The organism is Hahella sp. NBU794 (genome assembly GCF_050749805.1).
In the GTDB taxonomy this organism is placed as follows: domain Bacteria; phylum Pseudomonadota; class Gammaproteobacteria; order Pseudomonadales; family Oleiphilaceae; genus Hahella.
In genome coordinates this window covers 6081427-6102782 of sequence record NZ_CP192738.1, presented here as the reverse complement: position 1 = coordinate 6102782, position 21356 = coordinate 6081427, and the positions used below count along the sequence as shown (strand labels likewise).

At 51.3% G+C, this 21356-nt stretch carries 22 protein-coding genes and 1 pseudogene; 13 read left to right on the top strand and 10 right to left on the bottom strand.

Translation table 11 applies throughout. From position 1 onward, the window contains the following. Positions 1-26 precede the first annotated feature (26 nt). Both ACQYWX_RS26620 and ACQYWX_RS26615 read right to left on the bottom strand, forming a co-directional pair. The gene (locus ACQYWX_RS26620; protein ID WP_216737630.1) at positions 27-449 is read right to left on the bottom strand and encodes a hypothetical protein; all 423 of its coding nucleotides are present in this window, start codon (positions 447-449) and stop codon (positions 27-29) included. Between the two features lie 11 nt (positions 450-460). Further along, entirely contained in the window at positions 461-1627 is a 1167-nt protein-coding gene (locus ACQYWX_RS26615) for a hypothetical protein (RefSeq protein WP_431686946.1), read from the bottom strand. A 386-nt stretch (positions 1628-2013) separates the two neighbouring features. On the opposite strand from ACQYWX_RS26615, the gene ACQYWX_RS26610 reads away from it, so the two are divergent. The 3 genes and pseudogenes from ACQYWX_RS26610 (at position 2014) to ACQYWX_RS26600 (ending at position 3494) form a co-directional block, all read left to right on the top strand. Then, positions 2014-2796: a substrate-binding periplasmic protein gene (locus ACQYWX_RS26610; protein WP_431686945.1), complete on the top strand. Its 783-nt coding sequence runs from the start codon at positions 2014-2016 to the stop codon at positions 2794-2796. A 119-nt stretch (positions 2797-2915) separates the two neighbouring features. Further along, positions 2916-3089: pseudogene (locus ACQYWX_RS26605) on the top strand (DUF4124 domain-containing protein); the annotation flags it as partial. A gap of 15 nt (positions 3090-3104) precedes the next feature. After that, entirely contained in the window at positions 3105-3494 is a 390-nt protein-coding gene (locus ACQYWX_RS26600) for a hypothetical protein (RefSeq protein ID WP_431689542.1), read from the top strand. Between the two features lie 79 nt (positions 3495-3573). On the opposite strand, the gene ACQYWX_RS26595 is transcribed toward ACQYWX_RS26600, so the two are convergent. Both ACQYWX_RS26595 and ACQYWX_RS26590 read right to left on the bottom strand, forming a co-directional pair. Next, the gene (locus tag ACQYWX_RS26595; RefSeq protein WP_431686944.1) at positions 3574-4419 is read right to left on the bottom strand and encodes a hypothetical protein; all 846 of its coding nucleotides are present in this window, start codon (positions 4417-4419) and stop codon (positions 3574-3576) included. Positions 4420-4706: 287 nt separating this feature from the next. Continuing rightward, positions 4707-5714, bottom strand: coding sequence for a carbohydrate porin (locus tag ACQYWX_RS26590; protein WP_216737625.1), 1008 nt, complete (start codon positions 5712-5714; stop codon positions 4707-4709). Between the two features lie 704 nt (positions 5715-6418). Between ACQYWX_RS26590 and ACQYWX_RS26585 the strand changes: the two genes are divergently transcribed. From ACQYWX_RS26585 to ACQYWX_RS26565, 5 genes are all read left to right on the top strand, one after another. Further along, positions 6419-7051 carry an aspartyl/asparaginyl beta-hydroxylase domain-containing protein gene (locus tag ACQYWX_RS26585; RefSeq protein WP_279506162.1) on the top strand — a complete coding sequence of 211 codons (633 nt, stop codon included), beginning with the start codon at positions 6419-6421 and terminating at the stop codon, positions 7049-7051. 144 nt (positions 7052-7195) lie between these two features. Next, positions 7196-7816, top strand: coding sequence for an aspartyl/asparaginyl beta-hydroxylase domain-containing protein (locus tag ACQYWX_RS26580; RefSeq protein WP_431686943.1), 621 nt, complete (start codon positions 7196-7198; stop codon positions 7814-7816). Next, positions 7800-8921: a phytanoyl-CoA dioxygenase family protein gene (locus tag ACQYWX_RS26575; RefSeq protein ID WP_431686942.1), complete on the top strand. Its 1122-nt coding sequence runs from the start codon at positions 7800-7802 to the stop codon at positions 8919-8921. The genes ACQYWX_RS26580 and ACQYWX_RS26575 overlap by 17 nt, the downstream gene beginning before the upstream one ends. A 46-nt stretch (positions 8922-8967) precedes the next feature. Next, positions 8968-10287 (top strand): methyltransferase domain-containing protein, encoded by a 1320-nt coding sequence (locus tag ACQYWX_RS26570; RefSeq protein WP_431686941.1) that lies wholly within the window; start codon positions 8968-8970, stop codon positions 10285-10287. Continuing rightward, positions 10280-11422, top strand: a complete 1143-nt coding sequence (locus ACQYWX_RS26565; RefSeq protein ID WP_431686940.1) for a hypothetical protein — start codon at positions 10280-10282, stop codon at positions 11420-11422. The genes ACQYWX_RS26570 and ACQYWX_RS26565 overlap by 8 nt, the downstream gene beginning before the upstream one ends. Here ACQYWX_RS26565 and ACQYWX_RS26560 read toward each other — a convergent pair. Continuing rightward, positions 11406-12101, bottom strand: a complete 696-nt coding sequence (locus tag ACQYWX_RS26560; RefSeq protein WP_216737619.1) for a 2OG-Fe(II) oxygenase — start codon at positions 12099-12101, stop codon at positions 11406-11408. The genes ACQYWX_RS26565 and ACQYWX_RS26560 overlap by 17 nt on opposite strands. A 233-nt stretch (positions 12102-12334) precedes the next feature. Here ACQYWX_RS26560 and ACQYWX_RS26555 point away from each other — a divergent pair, with 233 nt between their 5' ends. The 3 genes from ACQYWX_RS26555 to ACQYWX_RS26545 are packed head-to-tail and all read left to right on the top strand — an operon-like array spanning position 12335 to position 15798. Then, on the top strand, positions 12335-12850 hold the full coding sequence (locus ACQYWX_RS26555; protein ID WP_279506177.1) for a GNAT family N-acetyltransferase: 516 nt from the start codon (positions 12335-12337) through the stop codon (positions 12848-12850). After that, entirely contained in the window at positions 12847-14040 is a 1194-nt protein-coding gene (locus ACQYWX_RS26550) for a nucleotidyltransferase domain-containing protein (protein WP_431686939.1), read from the top strand. Before ACQYWX_RS26555 ends, ACQYWX_RS26550 begins: the two co-directional genes overlap by 4 nt. A gap of 18 nt (positions 14041-14058) precedes the next feature. Then, a complete protein-coding gene (locus ACQYWX_RS26545) occupies positions 14059-15798 on the top strand; it encodes an ABC transporter ATP-binding protein (RefSeq protein ID WP_431686938.1) in 1740 nt (579 codons plus the stop codon). A gap of 16 nt (positions 15799-15814) precedes the next feature. Here ACQYWX_RS26545 and ACQYWX_RS26540 read toward each other — a convergent pair whose 3' ends face one another. Then, on the bottom strand, positions 15815-17707 hold the full coding sequence (locus ACQYWX_RS26540; protein ID WP_431686937.1) for an asparagine synthase-related protein: 1893 nt from the start codon (positions 17705-17707) through the stop codon (positions 15815-15817). Further along, positions 17704-18543, bottom strand: coding sequence for a 2OG-Fe(II) oxygenase (locus tag ACQYWX_RS26535; protein ID WP_216737614.1), 840 nt, complete (start codon positions 18541-18543; stop codon positions 17704-17706). The genes ACQYWX_RS26540 and ACQYWX_RS26535 overlap by 4 nt, the downstream gene beginning before the upstream one ends. Positions 18544-18734: 191 nt before the next feature. Between ACQYWX_RS26535 and ACQYWX_RS26530 the strand changes: the two genes are divergently transcribed. Beyond that, entirely contained in the window at positions 18735-19637 is a 903-nt protein-coding gene (locus ACQYWX_RS26530) for a hypothetical protein (protein WP_431686936.1), read from the top strand. Between the two features lie 17 nt (positions 19638-19654). On the opposite strand, the gene ACQYWX_RS26525 is transcribed toward ACQYWX_RS26530, so the two are convergent. Both ACQYWX_RS26525 and ACQYWX_RS26520 read right to left on the bottom strand, forming a co-directional pair. After that, positions 19655-19792: a hypothetical protein gene (locus ACQYWX_RS26525; protein ID WP_216737612.1), complete on the bottom strand. Its 138-nt coding sequence runs from the start codon at positions 19790-19792 to the stop codon at positions 19655-19657. Positions 19793-19866: 74 nt separating this feature from the next. Next, entirely contained in the window at positions 19867-20151 is a 285-nt protein-coding gene (locus ACQYWX_RS26520; RefSeq protein ID WP_431686935.1) for a PqqD family protein, read from the bottom strand. Between the two features lie 294 nt (positions 20152-20445). Here ACQYWX_RS26520 and ACQYWX_RS26515 point away from each other — a divergent pair, with 294 nt between their 5' ends. Beyond that, positions 20446-20748, top strand: a complete 303-nt coding sequence (locus ACQYWX_RS26515; protein WP_216737610.1) for a DUF6916 family protein — start codon at positions 20446-20448, stop codon at positions 20746-20748. Between the two features lie 55 nt (positions 20749-20803). On the opposite strand, the gene ACQYWX_RS26510 is transcribed toward ACQYWX_RS26515, so the two are convergent. Then, on the bottom strand, positions 20804-21340 hold the full coding sequence (locus ACQYWX_RS26510; protein WP_431686934.1) for a phage tail protein: 537 nt from the start codon (positions 21338-21340) through the stop codon (positions 20804-20806). Positions 21341-21356: the final 16 nt, after the last annotated feature.

The following is a 21356-nucleotide window of genomic DNA, read 5'->3' as shown; positions in this document are numbered from 1 at the left end:
GTGTGGGGCGACCATTTTAATAAGTCTTAGTATGTTTTTACCGCCTTCACCGTTTCGTCCAAGTCCGCGGCGGATATAAAACCGATGTAGTTGAGATTCTTCGCCACCAGCTCTTTGATGTCCTGATTGCTGGCGGCGGTGATCATGGGAGCGGCTTTACCGGTGAAGATCAGCCGGGACCAGTAGGAGAGGAACTGGCGCGAGCCTTTGTTGACGACTTTGGCGCAAAACTCTTCGAACAATGCAGAGGAGCTGTCGATGGAGACGATGGTGGCTTTTTCTCCGTTGGGCAAGAAAGCCTGCTTCGCCATGAACAGCTTCTGGATATCTTCGTTGCTCAGATCAAGATTCGCTTTCGGATTGACGATGATAGCGACCTCGGCTTCCACGGCTTGCGCCTGCAACAGCGGGTAGATGAGAGCAAACACGATAGTAATGAGTCTTAACATGTCGGCGCTCCTTAAAAAACGAAACTAATCGCAGTGCTGAATAACTGGGTGTCGATGCGGTTAGCTCCGTCCTTGTCGTAGTTTATTTTGCTGAAGTCGAACTTTAGTGAAGCGCTGTGATGGAAGTCATAACGTACGCCGATTGTGATGACTTTGTTGTCCTGATCCGTGCCTTCAATAATGGTTTCCAATGTCGAGTAAACAGGATCGGATTCAGACACCCCGTCGAGAATACTTCTTCTCGGGCTGGTGTCGAAAACCTCATAAGTGAGGTGGGGAGTGAACTTGCCCATGGTGTAGCCGACGGAGACGTAATACCCCAGCGGATCAGGGAAAATACTGTCTTCAATTTCCGATCTGGTGACTTCCGCCACGGCGAAAAAGTTATCGTATTCCACTTTCAAAGAGATGCTGCCGAAGGCGCCGCGATCGTCATTGGCGCGAATGGCGTCGGCGACTTCCTCTGACACTGTCGGGCCGGAAGGCGCTGGAGCGCCTGGGTCTTCCGGAGGCAGTATACTGTCCAGGCCAGGCGCGATGGCGGGAATGGAAAGTTTCGAGCGAAAGTAGGAGAAGCGCATACTGATCCAGTCAACACCGATGCGCCAGGAGCCGCCATAGACGAACTTCAGGTCCACCTGACCGATAGGGATGTCCTCTTGCACCGAGCCATAGAAGAAGTTCAGGGTAGAGTCGAACTGACGAATTTGCGAGGCGTAGGTAATGTTCAAACCGTCCAGGTTTTTAAACAGGGGCACGTAAACGAATTTGGGTGGCCTGACCCAGTGGTAGGCGTAGCCGACATCAATGGTGTCGCTGTATTCGAAAAAAGGCGTTCGGAAACGACCCGCCTTAATGGTCCAGTTATTGTCGATGGCGTAGGTGACATAGGCCCACTCGAACTCGGCGTCATGATCTTCCGAGCCGCGAGCAATGATCTGCGCGGTGGCGGAGAGGTTTTCTCCCATGTCGCCACGCACCTGCAGGCCGAACAGGGACTCGTTCTTGAAGTTAAAGTCGTCGTCGTAGGAAAAATAAGGTTTTTCATCGTCAAAGGTAGTGGCGGCGACGATAGTGCCGAATCCGTTGAAGTGAATTCTGTCGTTGTCGGCGTGGGCCGGGCTCAGGACACACAGCGTTGAGAGGCCAAGACTGATACAAGACTCTTTTATTCTCATTGTTCGAACCCTGCTTTCCTTGAGGCGTCAGTTTTTCTTATGAACTTTGCCGTATAAAGACAGTCCGGAGTCCAGCCGTGACCCCAGTTATTACTATCACCACTTCCGCCTGGTTGTTTGCATGGGCGCTCGCAATGTTATCGTTGATAGCGAAGCGCTCTCGGTTGCGCGCGGACCGGCTTCTGGCGGCCTTGACCGCCTTTTCCTAAGGGTAGTTGCGGCGTAAAAAATATCCAGCGTGCAGCAAGGGGCAAATTAGTCTGGAGAGCCGACTCGCCGTTGGACAAGCCCGAGGCGGCTTACTAATCTTCTTTATAAACACGGTCATTCTAATGCGGGCTGGCAGGGACGAGTCCGGCGTCATGTCATTGCAACGCGGTATACACATGTCCTTGATGAAGCTGGCGAGCTTGGCGCTGCTGATCCTGGCGGGGGTGTCTCTGCAGGACAGTCGCGCCGAAAATCTACGTCTGGCCTTAGCCGTCGCCGAGGAAGTTGAGCCCTATGTCTATCACTTGGAGGACGGCAAAGCGACAGGGATCGATTATGAGATTGTCGATGAGGCGTTAACTCGGGCGGGGGTGGATTTCGAGCTGAAAAGCTATCCTCGACCTCGCATAACGCTGATGCTGGGGCAGGGGCACTTGGATGGTCTGCTTACCACCACCGGTTATAACGACAAAGACGCCCTCAACGCCATGTGGCTTTCCGCTCCGTTATATACGTCAACGGTATCCGCATTTGTGCTCAAAAAGAAAGCGGAGGAGGAAGGCGCTGATCATAGCGGGGCCTTGAAAAACTGTCATCAGGCGGGCGTATTGCGAGGCTTCAACTATCGCTTTCCCAATCTGGATATGACCCGTTTCAAGAGCGTGGTGGAGGTGAACAGCGCCGAGCAGTTGGTCAAACTGACCCTGTACGGCCGCGTAGATTGCGCGATAACGGAAGACATAACCTTTATGTATCAGGCGCGTAGACTGGGCTACTTCAACGATGTTGAGATTGTCGATGAAGTCGTCAATCGCCCCGTGGTGATCGCTCTGTCCAGAAAAGTTATCGAAGACAACAAAGGGCTGGATGAACGCATCAATCTAGCGATCGATGATCTGAAATCCCATGACGTCATCGACAATATCATTATCAAATATCTGAGCCTGGGTGCTTTCTAAGAGACCTCTCCTGGCGGGAAGCGTCAAGGATTGTGAAACCTGTCGCCGGTCGCTGGTTATGCTTTTACCTCTCCCTTTAACATGGCGCATTTGTCGTCGGTAATAAGGTATTGAGTTTTATGGCGCGTAGGGTAATGGCTGACAAAGAATCTGGTCTGCGCTGGAAACGAACAGCGCGGATGGGGGCGCTATGTTTTGCAGTTTTGTATTCAGGCCTGGGATACGGGCAGATATACAAATGTGTGAACGCCAAAGGGAAAGTCGCTTTTCAGGAAACGCCTTGTCCTGGCGCTTCCGCGCAGACAGAGGTGGAAATCAGAGCCGCGCCGACGCCGGCGGCAGTGGAGGAGGCGCGCCAGATCAATCGTCGCATGGAGCCCGACGTTGAGTATGTTAACCCTGAGCAGTCTTCACCTATGGAAGAACAGGCGGTGCAAGAATACAAAGCGGAGATGCAAAAGAAATGCGATAACCTCAAAGAGAAAATGCTTGAGGAAGAAAAGAAAATTGTCGCTGAGTGTAATAAACGTCGAGATGTCTACTGTGACTTGCCACCTGAAAAAATTATCGAGACTTATGAAGATAAGCAGTTAAGCAAGCTGAATAATCAGCAGCAGTATTTGTATTTGCAAAATAAAAAGCCGCACCCTCTTTTCGCAATGAAAAAGTTTGCGGCGTTATGGGCTTGCGATCGTTAGATTTTTATCGAGGCGATGGATAAAAAAACCGCCTGGAGATCACTCCGAGGCGGTGAGGCAGATTCCTGCTGAGGGAGCCTCAGTTCGCGCTGGTTAGCGGGGTTGGTTGGTCGGAAAACGTTGTTTCTTCACGATGCGTCAGTTCGGTCAGGCTTTTCTTGGCGGTGCGCACATAGCTCTCTATCAATCGATAGGACGCCTGTTGCTCTTCAAACTCATTGAGCAGGCGGCCGATAACGCCCATGATCTGTCGTTCTTTATCTCCATTTAATCCCATACTGAGAATGGCGTTCTGGATCGTCCACTTCAGGTCGGCGACGATCTGGATGGTGTAATCACTGCGCGTGTTTTCAATGGCCATGATGTCGTCCAGCAGATCGAGCGTGCGCTCGACATTCTGCTGGCTTCGGTTTTCTTCTTGCAGGTTGGCCAGTGTTTCTGTGCTGAGCTTCTCCATCAACATGCTGACCACGCTGGCTAGTCTCGATAGATTATCGATGTACTGGTCCCGCTGTTCTTCCGTCAGCGTGACGCACAGCGTGAAGTGCGGATAGATCACGGCCCAGTAGTGCTCGTGATGGATCATGCGAATGGTTTGCTGCGATAAATGGGAAATAATTTTTTCCTGAGCGAACGAGACGAAAGAGTCGCTGCTGAAAACATAGCTGTGCTGAGGTAGCGCGATTTTAAAGACATAGGAAATGTTACTGTGGGCCAGAGCGCGTTGCACCGAAGCGGCTATCTGTAACGGATCTTGGGTGTCCTGGTAGTCTTCCAGCAAGTCGATGATGCGGCCCAACTGGCTGTTGGAGCGCAGCAGGAACATACCCATATGATGGAGACTGCTTAAGGAGTTCTCCAGCTCGTTAATCTTGTACTTGTCGTAAATGGTATCGTTGAGTTTGACCACTTTTGAGAAGACCATGGCGCGACCCTAAAACGCTGTATGGAGGAAAGTATATCTTTCACGTTGGGTTTGACGGGATGCGTAGGGCTACTGAAATAAAACCATGAGTCTCCGTACTACTACGTAGACGACGATGATGGGCGCAGTAAAGGCGGTGGATTTGAAGGGCTTAAACGCTGGCGCAAAAAAGCGTGAAGCGGAGCCGCCTCCAACTTCACGCTAAAGATGCGTAAACGCAAAAAAGCGCCGCACGTGGAAGCGGCGCAATCAACACAGAAAGGAAGGAACGAGAGTGGCCTTTCTTCTTAGAAAGTGTAGTTAATACGAGTCCTTATTTTGTGGAGGTCGTCGTCGGTGTCGCCCGCCAGATGGTCTGCGCTGGAAGTAGAGCCGGCGAAGGTGATGGAGGCGTTGTCAATGTTGAATAAAGGCAGCGTGTACGCGACATACAGCGTCGATACGGTTGGGTCGTCTTTTGCGCCAGTGTCGCTGATTGAGTGCACCGCGCCCAAACCAAATGCGCCGTAAGTAACGTTGGCGCCGAAGGAGGTGACGGTGATGTCTGATCCTGCGTCCTCGATATCTTCACGAGCGGCGTTCAAGTTGATGCTTGCCCCGCTGAATCTGATGTTTCCGGTCAGACCAAAGCCGCTCTTATCGATTTCAGTTTTGGTAGTGACTCCGCCAGAAGTCGTCTCCTGATCGTATTTCAGTACTTCATATCCAGCAGTCAGACTGAACATTTCTCCGGTGAACGTCACGCTGGGACGCAGACCGGAAAAGACTTCTTCGTTATTGCCGTTTTCATCGGAGTCGCCCCAGATTGAAGCTAACTCGAAGCTCAGAGCAGAGCTGGGACGGACATGCAGCGCAAACTGACCGCCGTTATCACCTGCGCGGCCGCGCACTAGATTGGCCTCATACACTCTTGCGCCTTTGCCGTCGCCAGCATGCGCGACAACCGTATCTTTACCCAGAGGGAACAGGTTGACGGCTTCGAAGCGGCCCGCCTGCACGTCCCAGGTTTCGTTACCGAATTTCACCCACATATCGTCGGTGGCGGTATCGCCATTTTTCTTCAACAGGCCTGATCCCTTGCCTTCCACAAAATAACCATTGAGTTCGGTTTTGCCGGTCACATTCACTTCGATACGGCCGCCTTGCTCGAACTTGGTGTCGCTGTCTTTAGCGTCAATGATGTCTGTATCGAGCTCGATATTGGCGCCGATGCCAAATTCCGCGTGTGCTTGTGAGATACCCAGCGCAAGGGAGACTGCCAGAGGCAAAGTCTTCATGAAATACTTATTATTCATAAATGCCAATTTCCTGTTGTTGTTTTCTCTTTTGAGATAAGCGCCTGCGGCGCGGCTTTCCGGATTAATTCGCTCTATCGGTAAATCTAACCGGCATTGCGGCCGAAAAACTTAAGGTAGCCTCATCCTAAAACGAGAAATTTCCCGCCGCTTACGCGAAAAATAAGAAATATTACGAAATAGTAAGATCCTGGTAGGCCATATGGCCGGTATTTGATGGCGATAAATCGTAAATGTGCGTTGGTTTAGCAAAGCGAGTGGCGTAAGAGGCCCATGGGGGCGGCTTTGGCGATCATCTTTGATACGCGAACCGCTTATTTCGAAATATTCTGACTTTTCTTCCTTTTTCGGCTGACGCCCAGGTCTGGGCGTATTGGCGTTGCACTGTAAGGATTCGTGGCGATAAGCGCCAATATGCGTCAGGTTGTAACGCCATGTATTAAAAATGCTTTTTTCTTTCCTGCGAAGCTATTGAAACGCGCTGGCCTGTGGTTTGCGCTTTTAACAAAAAGTTTCCATGACCCACTTCCCACTTTGGAAAAGATGTGACTATATTTTAAGCAAGTTGAATGCTTCTGGAGGAAGTAGGAAAGGACAGGATGCTTTTTCGGCTTGTGAAGTTCTGGGAGAAGCTTCGGGAGGGCGCTTTGCGTTCAGGCTGCGGCTACTTTCTGTTTCAGGCTGGTAGTTAAGGGTGTTGGATTATGAGTGAAGTCGGTCGTCAAATTGTCCCTGATGCTTATTGTGCGCGTCTTCCCGCGAGCTTTGATGTGCGAGGTTTACTGCGCGATCTTGAAATGCTGTTGTTCGCTTTATGGGAAGGCAATTTCAGCGCCTGTAACTTCAACGACGGGTGGGATGCGCTGCCTGTAGACGGATTAATGTCCGGGAGCGGCATAGCCTCTTCATGGCCAGGCTCTGATGTGGTCGCCTCACTGCGTAAAGGCGAGATGCGGGACGTATTTGAGTACCTGCAATGCCCGCTGGTGTCCGCCAGAATCATGCGCCTGAATCCCGGCGTCACCATCGCCAATTACCTGTCCCTGAACCCGCTGGGAAGGGAAGATCTGGTGCGTTTACAGGTTCCTATCTCCTTAAGCGATGGACTGACCTTCCGTGTAAACGAAACGCCGGCGCAAATGGCGGAGGGCGAAGTCTGGTATTTCAATCCGGGCCTGTCGCAATGGGTGGAAAATGAAGGGGGCGAGGCCTCGGTTTATTTGGAAATAGACTGTGTTCTCAACGACTGGCTGTATACGGAAATTAATCGCGCTCGCATGCCCAAACTGGAGCAGGTGGACGCGGACATGGGGGCTTACTACGGCTATCCGGCGTAATTTGACGCCGGCGGCTAAACAGTCTCTGCAAGGCGACAGTTAACTGCGTTTTCACTGAGGCGCGGTTAAGTGAGTACATGGCATTGTTTGCGCCAGGGCAAAGGATATTGGCGCGAATAATCAAAACATAAAGGACCTCAGGGAATGACTGATCCGCTTTCATTCGCCAGGCTTGATATCAGCGTTGACCTTCCCGCCTTGAAGGCCGATCTGCAACGCATTCGCGAATTACCCTGGTTGAACCACGTCAATCAACGCGACTACAGCGGTGAATGGGATGTCATGCCGCTGCGTTGTCCCGCTCACTACCGCGAAGCCCATCCGATTCTGCAAGGCTTCGCCATAGAATGCTGCGACGACTGGGTGGACCTGCCGGTTCTGGAGCAGAGTCCAGGTCTGCAACGGCTGCTGGCGTCACTTCCTTGTCCACTTAAATCCGTGCGCTTGATGCGTTTGCGCCCCGGCGCGGAAATTAAGCCTCATCGTGATCATGGGGTTTCCCTTGAGCACGGCGAAGTCCGGCTGCATGTTCCCATTGAAAGTCATGAGCTGCTGGAATTCTGGGTGAATGATCATCTCGTTCCCATGCAGGAAGGAGAGTTGTGGTATTTGAATGTGGATCAAACGCATACCGTCATCAACCAGGGGGACTGTGACCGCATCAATCTGGTCATCGACTGCGTGGCGGACGAGTGGTTGCGGGAGAAAATTGAGACCAGTCAGTTAACCTGTCAAGGAAGGTATTTTAATGAGCTATGCCCATAGTTCAGGTTCTGGAACGCCGCCATCTGACTCGCCCTCTCATTCACAAACATACGAATCGCTGCCTCCTGCGGAAGAAGTGGGAGAACTGGGCGTGCACCGTCTCAAGCGGCTTTGGCATAAGACGCGTCTGAACAAATGCGGCAAGCTGGAAGAACGGCTTCGACAGGAGGAGTGGCGAACGGACGTGGCGCTGATGAATCTGTTGGGGCTGGGGCTTGATCAATGTCTGGGGTTTCTTTACGGCGGCCAGCCGAGCTTCAGCGAGTTTGAACACTGGGTCTTGCGACAGAACCCCAGTGGTTTCAGCAAAGCGCGTATCCGTGATATCAATCGAGTTCTGGGCGGCTATCAGGCGGAGACGTGCACACAACCGCTGTCTGCCAGGGAAATCCTGGAGGGACCGCTGTGTGGCGATGCGCCTAAGTTTCTGAGTGAGAGTCAGGTTGCGTTCTGGCGTGAGAACGGATACCTGGTGGTGGAAGACGTGCTGGATAAGGCGCAATGTCAGGCCTCAGTGGACGTGATCTATCGCTTTTTGCAGAAAAGCCCGGATCGACCGGAGACGTGGTGCCAAGCGCATCAGGGGCAGCAGAACATCATGGTGCAATTGTTTCGTGATCCTGTGCTGGACGCCAATCGTTCTTCCGAAAAAATGCGCCAGGCATTTGCAGATATTTGGGGAACGGAAAGCTTACAGTGTTCGATTGATCGGGCGGGGTTTAATCCGCCGGAAACGCCCCATTATCAGTTTTTTGGAACCCGGCTGCATTGGGACGTGGACTTCAGTCGCGCCCCGGAGTTGCGTACACAAGGCCTTATCTACCTCACTGACGTCGCCGAGAACCAGGGCGCTTTTCATTGCGCGCCCGGTTTTCATCGTCAAATGATTGACTGGATGGCGCAATTGCCTCCGGGGGCGGACCCGAATCAACAAGATCTCTCCCACTTGAATCTCAAGTATGTCGCCGCGCCTGCTGGATCACTGATCATCTGGCACCACTATCTTCCCCACGGCGCGAGCCCTAACAGGGCGGCGACGCCGCGTGTCGTGCAGTATCTGAACATGACGCCGCTGCCCTGTGCGGAGGCGACACTGCGTAAATAGTTCATCACCAATAACTCATCACCAATAACGTATAAAAAGGAATGCGATGATGACTGATGCTGGAACCTCTAATCTCGTAAGCGCTGAAACCATTATTGATACGACGCAAAAGTTGCTGGGAGCGACCTCCGCCGGCGACGCCAGACCCCATTTGGATGCTTTAGTCAGCGCCCTCGCGACGGTGACGGGCATTGATCTCTATCCTTCCTGCTATAACGAAGACTTGTCTACCCAGACCGGGTTCGGCAAGGCGATTTCGCCTCTGGAGGCTGGCAGATGCGCCTGGGATATTGAGCGCACGCGAATATTCATGGCCGGAGTCTATCAGGCGATACAGGATGTGTTGCAGCGGCAGGAAAGGGTGGAGCTGCTGTATGCGGGAACCGGGCCATTCGGACTTCTATTGGCGCCGTTGGCTCCGTTGTTTCCCGCGGACAGGCTTAGGGTGACGCTGCTGGATATCCATGAGGCTTCCCTGGAGGCGCTGCAGAAGGTGATTTCTCTGCTGAAGGTCTCGGACCGGGTCGCTCATATCGTCTGCGCAGACGCCACTGTCTGGACGCCTCCTGCGAGCGAATCCTATGACATTCTGTTATCGGAAACGATGAAGCATATGCTGCAACAGGAGCCGCAAGTGAAGATCTTTTCTCACTTGCAGCAGTTTCTAAATCCGGATGGTATGTTGATTCCGGCCTCTGTGCAGCTGGATGCCTGGCTGCATTCTTCCGAAAGCGGCAAGAATATCCACCTGGGAGAGCTGCTCACGCTGGATCGCTCAATGGCGTTGGCGCTTCACGCCGGCGATGATTCCTGTCTCTCGGGATCTCTGTTAATCCCTGAGTGCGAAGAGGATATGACGGATCTCAAGGTCACGACGTTTATCCGAATTTATGGCGATCATTGTCTGCAGGAGAATCAGTCGCAGCTGACTTTGCCCAGATACAAGAAAAATATACGACCGGTTCCTGGCAGTACGCTTAATTTTCACTACCACTTGAATGATTACCCGGACTTTGAATTCTCCTATCGCAGTCGTCCTGCGACAGCGGACCTTCCATTGCCTGACAGTCTGGAAGTGGGAGAGCTGGGCGTTTATCACCTCAAACGGATATGGTCGAAAGCCGCGCACGCCAAGGTAGGTAAGCTGGATGAAGCGGTTCGGAGTCGAGAGTGGCTGTTGGATCAGTTAGTGTTTGAACTGCTGGGCGCGCCGATGGAAAAGGCTCTGGCGACGATATATCAGAGTCGACGCTTTCAGGATGTCGAGCAGTGGTTTAAAGAGGCTTCAGAGGACGATATCAGCGCTCACCGGGTGTCCGCCATCAACGCTAGAGTGGTGGATGAGCTGGAGGCTTTGCGTGGATAGTCGCGAGGTTTACTCGCGACTACTGGAATCAGAAGAGGCGTTAGCCCAGTGTGTGGCTTGCCGTCATTTTGATGATTTACTTGCCACACTACAACGTTATTCCGACGCCGAAGAGCAAGGAGAATCCGACCCTTTATCGGCGCTTATCGCCTGTAACAATGAGGAGGTCGAGCCTGACCTGCCTTTGCTGTTGCGTCAGTGGACGCCAGTGCGCTACGTAGCGGCGCGCAAGCGGGTGATATGGGGCGTGGCGCCGACTGCGCGAGAGTGGGCGCCTTTTTGGGATGAGCGCATCGCCACGCAAAGGGCGCGTTCGATTTTTGGAAGTATCATTAAACCCGCTACAGGTATCGAGTATCTGATCCGGCATTCCCATTTGTTCAATGAAGTACGCCCCGCTGGCTTTATTTTTCATCTGTCCCGTTGCGGCTCGACGCTGGCGTCAAACCTGTTGGCCGTCTCTCCCGCGCACTGCGTGATCTCAGAATCCAGCGTATTGACGGAACTATTGCTGGATAAGGAGCTGACGGAAAGTCAAAAAGCGGAAGCCCTGCGTTTTCTGCTGGCGGCCCAGGGGCTGGCGGGAGGCGGCGATCAGGATCTGATTGTGAAGTGGAACGCCTGGGATATTGGCTTCTGGCCGCTTCTGCGCCAGCTCTATCCCGACACGCCATCCGTGTTCGTAATCCGTCGGCCAGAAGAAATACTGGCGTCTCATCAAAGGCTTGCCGGAAGGCATATGGCGGCAACAGACTTGTCTGTGTTGTCTCATCTTGTGGCGAAAGTGGATGACGCCGCCTCGGACGTATTGCTGTCCTACCAGATGGAGGTATTGGGCGCGCTTATGAACAGCATGGCGCAGTCGCTGGATAGCTCTGTACTGGTTGTGGACTATACGGAGCTTCCAGATGCAGCGGAGAACCGTATCGCAGATCACTTTGGCGTGTCTTTCTCTGCGGATGACCTGCAGCGTCTGAAGAGCAGAGCGGGACAATACTCAAAAGACCCAAGCCGCTCTTTTCAGGGGGACAGCGAGGACAAGCGCCGCCTATTCTCAGCACAAGACGCGAGCATGATTTCCCAAAAGCTGGACGGCCTCTACACTCGCTTACTTGAAGCTAGGCATACCAGATAGTCTGGCTGTAACGCACCTTTCCCTTCGCGGATTTGGCGAAGGGCGCAACACTGTGGAGCAGGTTGGGCTTGAAGATAATGCAACGGTTAAAGAGGGCGGACAGGGTTAACGTTTCCCCTCGTAGCGTCTGAATATTGAGTCCGCCTTCATCCTCCTCCAGCCAGTCCGGCGACAGGTAAAACACGATGCACACATGCCTTGTTACGCCCGTTCCCTTGTCGGTATGAGGGCGCAGGTATTGTTGCTCCCGCAGCGCGGTCAACAGCATATCCTGGCACAGCATTTCCCTGGGCGGGTTGGGCGTCAGACTGGCGGCGTAGCGGGCGAACAGGCATTGCACCGGGCGCTGTTGAAATCTCATATACGTCAAACTGGCGGGCGTCATCATGAACTCCGGTTTGGGGCCCTGATAGCGCGACATGTGAAAAAAACGTCGCTGATCGTCGAGCTCCGCCCATTCTTGCGCGGACACTTTTATATCATTTTGATACGCGCCGTACACTGGCGAATATGAGGCTTCATGGGCGACAAAGTGCGCCAGCTTGTCAGCGATTTCCCGCCGCAGGAAGCCATCCAGATAAACCAGACCATCCTCGGCGAAGCGCTCAGCGTATTCATTAACACGGGAAGCCGTTAAGTGTTCTTCTGCGACCCAATAGGCGAGTTCCAGTTGTTGCATGTTGCTCCGTTATGCCGTTTCCGCTTCCTGTTAATCCGGGCGCCTCTGCTGGCTCGACAGCTGGAAATTATCGTCCAGGAAGACTGTTTTCTAGCATAGGACGCTTTGTCGTGGAATCCAATGACGCAGCGAGCCTTGCATCACTCAGGCCCGAGCTATACTTGTTGCATGGATGAGAGCGCATCCCGGTTCATTTCGTGGGCCGGGCCTAATAAAAAAGGGGTAAAGGAATTATGAAAGTGAAGGATGTGAAATTAGGGCAGGGCCTGGTTGTCCGCCCCTCTACCGCTTCCGATAAGGCGTTTCTGGAGCAGCTTCATAACAGTACACGAGAAGATTTGCGCCTGATCGACGGCGAGCGCGATTTTGTCGAGTCCATCATCGATATGCAATTCAGGGCGCAGCAGCAGGGATACGGCGCACAGTTTCCCAACGCCATGTACTTCATTATTGAAAAGCAGCACGAGCGCATTGGTAAAGTCACTATCGATTTCGGCCATAACGAAGTGCATGTCATCGATATCGCCTTTATTCCGCAAGCGCGCGGCAAAGGCTTCGGAGAGGAAGTCATTCGCAGCCTGCAAGCCGCCGCCGCCCAGGTGTGCGCGCCGCTGACGCTCAGCGTGCTGATGCAGAACGTCCAAGCGAAAAAACTCTACTTGAAGCTGGGATTTGTCACCGAATCCATCTCTCCGCCTTATGAACGCATGATGTGGCGTCCCGAGATCGCGCAACGTGTGATGGTATGACCACAGCTGCGTTAGAGCAGGTAAATATTAATGCGTCTTATCATTTATTGCGTATGTGTCTGGCTCACGACGAAGTTCCGTTGTCGACCCTTAAAGAGGCCTGTTCACAACTTAAACACTGGGATTGGGAGTATTTTTTACAACAGTTAAGGTGGCATCGGGTAACGCCATTAGTGTGGCGAAAGTTAAACGCGGCTGGCGAGTCGGTTCCAGATGGAGTCCGTAAAAAAATCCGCCAGATGGTGCGGGAAGCGAGGCTGCGTAACCTCAAGCATTACGCTGAACTTGAAAGAATTGGCGGGCTCTTGCAAACCAGCGGATTGCCTTTTATTTGCTTAAAAGGACCGGCTTTGTCAGAGAGGCTTTATCAGGACGCTTCGCTTAGAGAATGCCGTGATCTGGATATATTGGCGCCGCGCGAGCATGTTGCGTTGATAGGGCGTTTATTGACGGAGGGGGGGTATCGCCGGGTCACTCCAGCAGAGACTGCTTCACCCCTTGTGGTGGAAGCTTACCTGAAGAGCAATAAAGATTTCATTTTTCACAATGACTCAAAAGGTATTTTCCTTGAGCTGCATATGCGTTTGGACGACAACGAATACGTGCTTCCTGAACTGGGGGAGAGATTATTTGAGCGAGATTATCCTTGTCAAAAAAACGATCCCGGACATGTTTGCCTGGACGCTGAAGATGAGTTTATTTATTTGGCGATGCATGGGGCCAGATCATGTTGGGCCAGATTAAGCTGGCTGTCTGATATCGACGCCTACTTATCCCGGGGCAAGGTCGATCTCGACTTAGTCATGGATAAAGCTTGTCGATGGGGAGTTGAACAACCCGTTCTTGCTGCAATGATAATGGCTCAAAAGTTATTGTTTTCTGCGTTGCCTGCGGCGCAGGAAACACTCGCAAAGAATAGTCCGTTCGTGCGCTTGCTGTGCTCCAGGTGGGAGCGCGCGAATCGGCGTCAAGCTTATCTAAACCCTGTCGAGCAGTATGTGCTGCTATGTTTCTTTTCATTCAGGCAAAAGTATTTGATGCGCCATCTGACTCAGTTTTTCCGCATCTCGGCTAATGATATCGCGCTTCTTGAGCTTCCCAGATGGATGTTTCCTTGCTACTACCTGCTACGGCCATTTTTGTGGAGTTGGCGATACTTTTTTTCCAGGAAAAGAGTCTGGGTGGACTAGCATTCAAAGGGCAGAGGTTTGAAACGGGACATTAAAGAAAGTCTTTTCTCATACGTTTTGATGTCGTGGCGTTACGACAAGCGCGGAATCGCTTTGCTCACGACGCTGCTTTTTGCTCTGGCTTTGGTTAAGGGGATTGGCCTGTTGGCGCTGATTCCGTTATTGACCCTGGCGGGAGTAAACGCCGGGTATGAGTTGGAGCCCCAATGGAGTTGGTTAGGTTCTAAGCTGGAACTGAACGATGCATTGATTATCTTCATTGTGATTATTGCTATTCACTCCACGCTTAAATACTTCCAGCAGACTCTTGCTGCAAGACTGCAGATTAGGCTTGCTGTCAGCCTCAGAGAGCGGCTGACAGCGAAAATATTGGCTTTTTCATGGTTGCGCTTCACTCAGTATCGAACCTCTCATTTAGCTCAGGTTTTAAATCATGAGGTGGATAGAGCTTCGCAAATATCTCTGTTGTTCATTCAGCTTGTGTCTTTGAGCTGTGTGCTAGGTGTGTACAGCATGGTGTCGTATATGACGTCTCCCAGTCTCACCCTGGTGGCGTTAGCGAGCGGCGGCGGGATCTACGCGGGGTCGCGCTACTTGAATAACTTGAGTCTTCGCAATGGAGAGGAAGGTAAGGCGCTGCGTCAAGCTTATTTCTCTGCGGTAAGCGAATATATGCAAGGAATGAAAGTTGTAAAGGCGTTTAAGCAGGAAAGGCGCACTGGTGGCGACCTGGAAGAGAAAAGCCGGCGCTTGGGCGAAACATTATTGAGGTTCAAGAAAATCAGCGCATTAGTCGCCCTGTACTATGAAGTACTCATCGCCGTTTGTGTGGTTGGACTCTGTTACTTTTTTATTAGGTGGGTGAAGCTTCCAGCGGCTGAATTTATCGTGCTGCTTTTTCTTTTTTCCCGATTCGCGCCAATCTTGAAGGATATCTCTTATCGATATCAGCAGATTCTCAATATCTTGCCTTCGTATATTGAAGTGGTGGGTATATTAAACAGTGATGCAGACGAGTCCGTTTCGGATAAGAACTTAGCAGTGGAACCTATAGTGGCGATGCGAAGCGTTCGTCTTGAACGTGTGAGCTTTTCTTACCCGTCGACGCCAGGGAAATACGCGTTCTGTGACTTTTCAATTACTTTACCTGTTAACAGCATTACGGCCATGCTTGGGCCTTCCGGCTCTGGAAAAACCACTGCTGCGGATATTCTGTCAGGACTGGCTGCGCCGTCCAATGGACAGGTGCTCATTGATGGGAAAGAACTAACCGAGCAAGAGATTGCGCAATGGAGCCACTCGGTTAGCTATGTGACGCAGGAGAGTTTCTTGTTTAACAAGAGCGTGCGTGAGAATTTGCTTTGGGCTGCGCCCGAAACTGAGGAAGATGAACTTTGGGCGGCATTGCGAAGTGTGTCGGCGGAGCAGTTTGTCAGAGCGTTGCCTCAAGGCATAGATACTCTTATTGGTGAACGTGGCGACTTGTTATCTGGAGGTGAAAAGCAGCGTCTTGCAATGGCCAGAGCACTATTGAGGAAACCATCTTTACTTATTCTGGATGAAGTTAGCAGCGCTTTGGATGAGGAGAATGAAACTGTAATTATTGAGGCTATTTGCGAACTGAAAAAAATGACTACAGTGCTCATCATCACCCATCGAAAAGCGTTGCTGTCCTGTGCGGATTTTGTCGTACATATGGAAAGCGGCGAAGTTCAGAGTCGCAGAGTTTCATCTCATGAGCTGCAAAGCATCCAATAAGAGAACGCTTCGTACACTACAGTCGTTGAAACCAGCGTAGGAACACCAGGCACTGCACCCCGAAATCCACCACTTTTCGCGCCAAGTCGACGCCGTTGTAGGGGGCCCATGATGGGCGTTGATTGAGCTCTTTTATCGTGCGCTTGATTCTTTCAACATCAATATAGTCTCTCACCGGATCTGATGGAGAGACGTCCTGAACAATGCTCTCGTAGACAAGGGCGTCAGTCTGCATCAGCCTGTGATAATTTGGGGAGAAAGGTCTTTTATCTCTACGCCATTGAATTTCTGAAGGAAGCGTTTTTTCCATCGCGGCGCGAATAAAATAACGGCGCCAGCCTTTCTGTATGAACCATTCGTCCGACAGTCCCAGGCAAAACTTTAATACCCGTTCATCCAAATAAGGGAAGGTGTTGCGAACATGAAAGTGTGGCGAATACCATTCTTTAGGCGTGCGCCCTCCAAGTATGATATTTAGCCGTTTGCCCAGAGACGATTTGCTGAATGGGCGTGCCCCGGGTGGTGGAGCCGAATGCTGTTCATGGAGTCGGTTAGTCAGGGGAAGCCTGTTTTCCTCTACTGAGCACCCTCTCATTTGATGTCGTATATGGCGGAGGAGTCTGGGCTCTAATGGAGCTAGAACTTCGTTCCGGAATACCCTGTGAGGAGGTTGGGAATAGTTTTGAGACAAACTGAAGACAGCTTCTTTCAGTTTTTCCCAATGCAGTTGTTGAAGCAAATACGGCAAATAACCTTCCCCTGTCCAGCTGGGCCCCCACTCGCCGCCAACGCCATCCATCACAATGCGCGCGCCTTCACTCTGCGCTTTGGCGTAGAGCGTTGTATAGACATGTGGATTGAGGTTAACGGGAAGGCCAGTCATGTCGTGCACCTGATGCAGTAACGCGGCGGGACCGGACGTGGGCGATACGTAGTAAACTGGCAACTGCTTTTGCTGCGCAACGATATTAATAAATTTTCTTTCATCCTGCTCAGGATCTTGATCGGTCAGACAGGACGACAGCGCAAAAAGGGGATGGGATAAGTTATCTCGCAGGTCAGCGGCCATGCAACTGATAGCGGAAGAATCCAGGCCGCCGCTTAGTAGAGTTGCTACTGGAAAGGCGCTGCGCATTCGGCAGGTTAGCGCCAGTTTGAATTTCTCTCTAAACGCCTCAAACGTCTCCTCTGGACTCCTGAACTTCAATATTTCTGGCTCAAGGTTGTAGTAACTGCGCTTCTCAACCTTCCAATTTACCTGTGCAGGAGATGGAGGATAAACAGATAGGTACTCGCCGCCGGTAAGCCGGGTTAGGCCTTTAAAACAGGTACGCTCCGGCGCCTCCCGTTTACGACCTGATGCAAGCAGGGTGAATCCGAACTCATCCAGTTTTTTGTCTACTCCCGACACAGATAACAACGCTTTAGCTTCTGTTGCGAAAGCAAAAAGGGCGGAGGAATGAAAATAGAGCAGTGACCGGGTTCCCATCGGGTCCATCGCGATAAACAGACGACGTCTGCCTTTATCCCAAATAGCGAAGCAGAAGTCGCCCAGCAAATGCTCCAAACAGGCTAAGTCCCAATGACGGTAGGCTACTAGAATCAGTTGGCTATCACACAGCAGTGGCAGCTCATTTCGACTTATTCCCAATGCGGCGGCGAGCTCCTCCCGGTTGTCCAGGCGAGCGTCTGCGGTAATCACAATCTGCCGGTCGCTTGACTCCGCTGGTAAGGCTTCAAACAATGACTCTGGCGTCGTGTGCAACATATTGTGGCAGAAGCCAATGTGCGCCTGTCGCCAAATATTTTTCCCGTCGGGTCCCCTGTGGGACATCGCTTCTGACATGGCTTGTATGTCGGCGTCAGTAACCATTCTTTTGTCATGATATAAGCCCGCGATACCACTCACGAAGCGACTCCTTGCGTTGCCCCTGTGGTAATCTCCTGGGGACTGAGCGCTTCGCAAATATGGCCATTGATGGCGAATCTGCCATTCATAATGTCTCCGGATGGTTCAGAGACTTTAAGGACTTCGTGAAAAAAACCGCTTGGAAAAAGCACCAGGGTATTGAACCGGGGGGAGATGTCGTCCATACGGTTGCGTGAGAAGATATTGTGCCGTCTATCTGTGGCGTAAAGTCGTAACTCTCCTCCCGTAAAGCTTTGTGGATGGCGATGAAAATAGTAGGCGAAACTGATTCTGCGTCCGCAGGGAATGCGTTTGTCAGGATCATCACTATAAGCGGCCTGATCGTCGCGGTGAGTGTGAAAGTAAGCGCCATTGGGATAACAGCAAAACTTAAGCTCTATTTCACTGATCTCGAACAAGGCGACGGCCAGCTGCGAACAATACCTGGATAGCTCTCTGTGAAGGCGTGGAGAAAAATAGGCCTCCATTTTTTTATCTAGTTCAAGGTCCTTCAGCCGTAAGCTGTTTCTTACCTCTGGCGCTATCTCTGAGTAGCCGGAAACTCTACCTTTTTCGAATTTACAGAGGTGTATATGTGCAGCGCCCAAAAACTCATTAATAAGATCTGCAGGTAAGAAGTCAGGAATGATTACATGAGGACAAGAAATGACGCCGATGTCCTGCTCTCTACCCCTGGAAATAGATAATAGTAGATCATGTGCGTGTTGGCAGTTGGGGGTGGTGCGGAGATGCTGAGTGAGCGTGGATTTAGCTTTTTCCAATTCGTCATATGAAATATAGGTTCTGGCGAGTTGAATCAGATCCAGCATTTCCATAGGACTCACTCCCTGTTTGATTATTTATCCGCTGAACCAACCGGCGACCGAAGCCAGCTTGTGGTCTGGCGTATCTGCGGCTATACATTTTTATTATTGATGGCTCAACTACCTGTAGTAGCCATTGTTTTAAATTATAAGCGTAGTCTAAACCTCACCTTAATAAAGTGAGAATCAAGGGAATAAACTGCATGTACTACTACCAGGTATATGGGTTGCAAATGCAGACGGAGTTTGAGTTTCCATGGCTTGTACAAGGTGGAGATGGATCTGATTTAACGGTCGTTTTTGGAGAGGCCCCAACGCGACTGGATAAGGTGGCGAAGCAAGGAAAACGCTATCAGGCTAATGAAAGCGAAGTACTTATCTTTGACGATGAAGACGGTGGGCGTTTCTGGGTGCGCCCCTGGCGCATAGTCATTACACCTGGGGAGTCTTCTCAATCCTGGAGTATTTATGCTCATGTGCTTGGGTCGTGCTTAGGAGCGATATTGCAATGGCGTAAGTGTTTGGTGTTGCATGCTTCCGCTGTACGCTTGCCAAGTGGGCGCGCCTTGGTGTTTTGCGGTAACAAGACCGCCGGAAAATCCAGCATGGCGGGGCTTTTCTATCATCGGGGCCACGAGCTCTTGAGTGATGATATATGTCCATTAACGTTAGAGGGGTATAACGTTAGCTTATGTCCTGGCTTTCCGAGACTTAAACTGTCGCCCGAAATATTGCTGGCAATGGGGGAAACGCCTGAGAATCATCCCCGTTTACCCTTTAAAACCAGAATCAAACATTGCTACCCGGCGCGTTGCAACTTCTCTTTAAAAAAAGCGTTCGTGCAAAGTGTCTACATCTTGACGGAAGGGAAGGAGCTATCACTGCAACGGCTCACGCCACAAGAGGCGATAGCCGGATTATTTGAACATTGCTTCAGAAAGGTGTTTCTGGTCTCGCTTGAGCAGCGGCGAACAATATTGAATGCATGCGCGGCTCTTGCTGGCGTCACGTCTGTTTATTCTTTGCAGCGCCCCAAATTGATGTCGGAAGCTATAAATATTGTGGACATGCTTGCAGCGCAGGAACTAGAGGCGTCTACAGCTTGAGTGACGCCTGGCCGGGGTTAGGAGCGTGAGTCTCCGCCAAACCCTCCATCAAGTCCGTCACCAGGTAGGTTCTCGGCCTGATTGGCGTCCATGACAGTGAAGTCAGGTGTTTCCCATTCTTCAGTAGCTTTAGTTTCTTCGTTTTCCTGATCCATAGTGTAAATACCCTTTATAAAAATTGAATCTGGCCATACCGCAGGCGAGACGTGAAGGTTGTTCTTTTAGAGTTTCATTTTTGCGCTTTGACGACGCCTTTTTCCCGCAGACGATTGAGCAGGTTTAGCACATCCTTTTCACAGCGCTCGGAGTCGACGTTATATCTTTCGCAAAGGCGATCACACAATGTCGACACTTTTGTAGGGGAGTCCAGTAGCCTCCAGACATCGGACGCGGAATGGTTCAAATCGTAGAACTCGCCAGCATTGACGTTCATAACGACAATGCCTTGATCGACAGAGCAGGAAACCTGTTTGTCGCTTTGCATGACCACATCGTCCCTTGTGATGGCTTCCATGTGTTTCCTCCATATTGGGTTAGCAGGAGGTCCACTTACAGCATGTGGGCCGCTCGGAGAAGGTACAGCAGCTTCTTCAGCATAGACCTGAACCTTTTGATTTATCAAGTTAACAGGTTAGCAAGCAAGGAAGGCTCGCGGCGATGTATTAGTGGTGGAGATGTTGTCCCTAACGTGGATATTCATACCCGCCTCTATCAGTCGCTCGGCTGTTGTCTATACTCTATAGGAGCATGCAGGGTTAGATGCGTGTGTTTGGTGTAAAAAGCTTATGAACTCAGCAGGGAGATGCCGATGTTTACCCATGACCAGTTTCAGTCCAATCAAGATAAAACTTTCTACGCGACTTATGATTCCAGCCAACCGCCTTTGGAGTTAACGCTGGTGGAAGTGTCGGATAAAAAAGAACTGGGAGGCGGCTTTGAAAGCTTCTCGGTGATTTTTAAAGCGGGAAAAGATAAAGGCTTGATGCAGCAACAAACCTGCGCAGTTAAGAATGATAACTGCGGTGCGCACGATATCTTTATTGTACCCGTCGCGGAAAAAGACGACTGCTATCTGTATGAGTCAGTGTTTAGTTACAAAGTAGGTGGTTGAGCATACTTTGTCTTAACAATAGGGCGCGTTGAGCGCCCTTCTCAGATTAGAACAGCTAGTTTCTAGTTGGGAACACACCATCTAAAGCAATACAAAAGGGGAGCGCCAGAAAGGGCTGCATGTTAGGGTGGGGTTGGTTGTCTCCTGAATTATCAAGCATTTGATCGGACATCTCCGCCAGGCTGCCGAATGGCTCCTGCTTGTAGTCAGGTTGGAAGTCGCCCTGTTGGTAGGCGAAGAATCTATCTTGTGGTTCAGTATTGTCTCCGGGCGATGTTGCGGCAAAGAGGGAATGAGTGTGAGAAGGGATTTGGCTTATCTCAAGCTCCACTTCAGGCGCGCCATACCTTTCGGCCAAAGGGTAGAACCGCTGTCCGGGACCGGCGCTTGCTCCGCTATGCAGCGGCGTTCTTCCAAGCATGCCGGGAATGCCGACGGTTACACGGCCATCGCCGCCATAGAGGGTTCCTGTTACAGCAAATAACGCAGAATTTTGAGAAATAGGAAGGATCTGGCCTGCACAGTAGGCCCAGTTCCTTGGGGCATAGGTATAGGGAAGTAAGCGAATTTCAGCAATAAATGGTTCCGACATAGCCGCTCTCCCTTTG

What these genes read in the sequence shown, in the direction of transcription:
- ACQYWX_RS26570 (WP_431686941.1), top strand. Translation starts at nt 8,968, where the DNA reads ATGATGACTGATGCTGGAACCTCTAATCTCGTAAGCGCTGAAACCATT.
- ACQYWX_RS26515 (WP_216737610.1), top strand. Translation starts at nt 20,446, where the DNA reads ATGTTTACCCATGACCAGTTTCAGTCCAATCAAGATAAAACTTTCTAC.
- ACQYWX_RS26525 (WP_216737612.1), bottom strand. Translation starts at nt 19,792, where the DNA reads ATGGATCAGGAAAACGAAGAAACTAAAGCTACTGAAGAATGGGAAACA.
- ACQYWX_RS26575 (WP_431686942.1), top strand. Translation starts at nt 7,800, where the DNA reads ATGAGCTATGCCCATAGTTCAGGTTCTGGAACGCCGCCATCTGACTCG.
- ACQYWX_RS26520 (WP_431686935.1), bottom strand. Translation starts at nt 20,151, where the DNA reads ATGGAAGCCATCACAAGGGACGATGTGGTCATGCAAAGCGACAAACAG.
- ACQYWX_RS26595 (WP_431686944.1), bottom strand. Translation starts at nt 4,419, where the DNA reads ATGGTCTTCTCAAAAGTGGTCAAACTCAACGATACCATTTACGACAAG.
- ACQYWX_RS26610 (WP_431686945.1), top strand. Translation starts at nt 2,014, where the DNA reads ATGTCCTTGATGAAGCTGGCGAGCTTGGCGCTGCTGATCCTGGCGGGG.
- ACQYWX_RS26530 (WP_431686936.1), top strand. Translation starts at nt 18,735, where the DNA reads ATGTACTACTACCAGGTATATGGGTTGCAAATGCAGACGGAGTTTGAG.
- ACQYWX_RS26560 (WP_216737619.1), bottom strand. Translation starts at nt 12,101, where the DNA reads ATGCAACAACTGGAACTCGCCTATTGGGTCGCAGAAGAACACTTAACG.
- ACQYWX_RS26590 (WP_216737625.1), bottom strand. Translation starts at nt 5,714, where the DNA reads ATGAATAATAAGTATTTCATGAAGACTTTGCCTCTGGCAGTCTCCCTT.
- ACQYWX_RS26620 (WP_216737630.1), bottom strand. Translation starts at nt 449, where the DNA reads ATGTTAAGACTCATTACTATCGTGTTTGCTCTCATCTACCCGCTGTTG.
- ACQYWX_RS26580 (WP_431686943.1), top strand. Translation starts at nt 7,196, where the DNA reads ATGACTGATCCGCTTTCATTCGCCAGGCTTGATATCAGCGTTGACCTT.
- ACQYWX_RS26550 (WP_431686939.1), top strand. Translation starts at nt 12,847, where the DNA reads ATGACCACAGCTGCGTTAGAGCAGGTAAATATTAATGCGTCTTATCAT.
- ACQYWX_RS26585 (WP_279506162.1), top strand. Translation starts at nt 6,419, where the DNA reads ATGAGTGAAGTCGGTCGTCAAATTGTCCCTGATGCTTATTGTGCGCGT.
- ACQYWX_RS26510 (WP_431686934.1), bottom strand. Translation starts at nt 21,340, where the DNA reads ATGTCGGAACCATTTATTGCTGAAATTCGCTTACTTCCCTATACCTAT.
- ACQYWX_RS26555 (WP_279506177.1), top strand. Translation starts at nt 12,335, where the DNA reads ATGAAAGTGAAGGATGTGAAATTAGGGCAGGGCCTGGTTGTCCGCCCC.
- ACQYWX_RS26535 (WP_216737614.1), bottom strand. Translation starts at nt 18,543, where the DNA reads ATGGAAATGCTGGATCTGATTCAACTCGCCAGAACCTATATTTCATAT.
- ACQYWX_RS26615 (WP_431686946.1), bottom strand. Translation starts at nt 1,627, where the DNA reads ATGAGAATAAAAGAGTCTTGTATCAGTCTTGGCCTCTCAACGCTGTGT.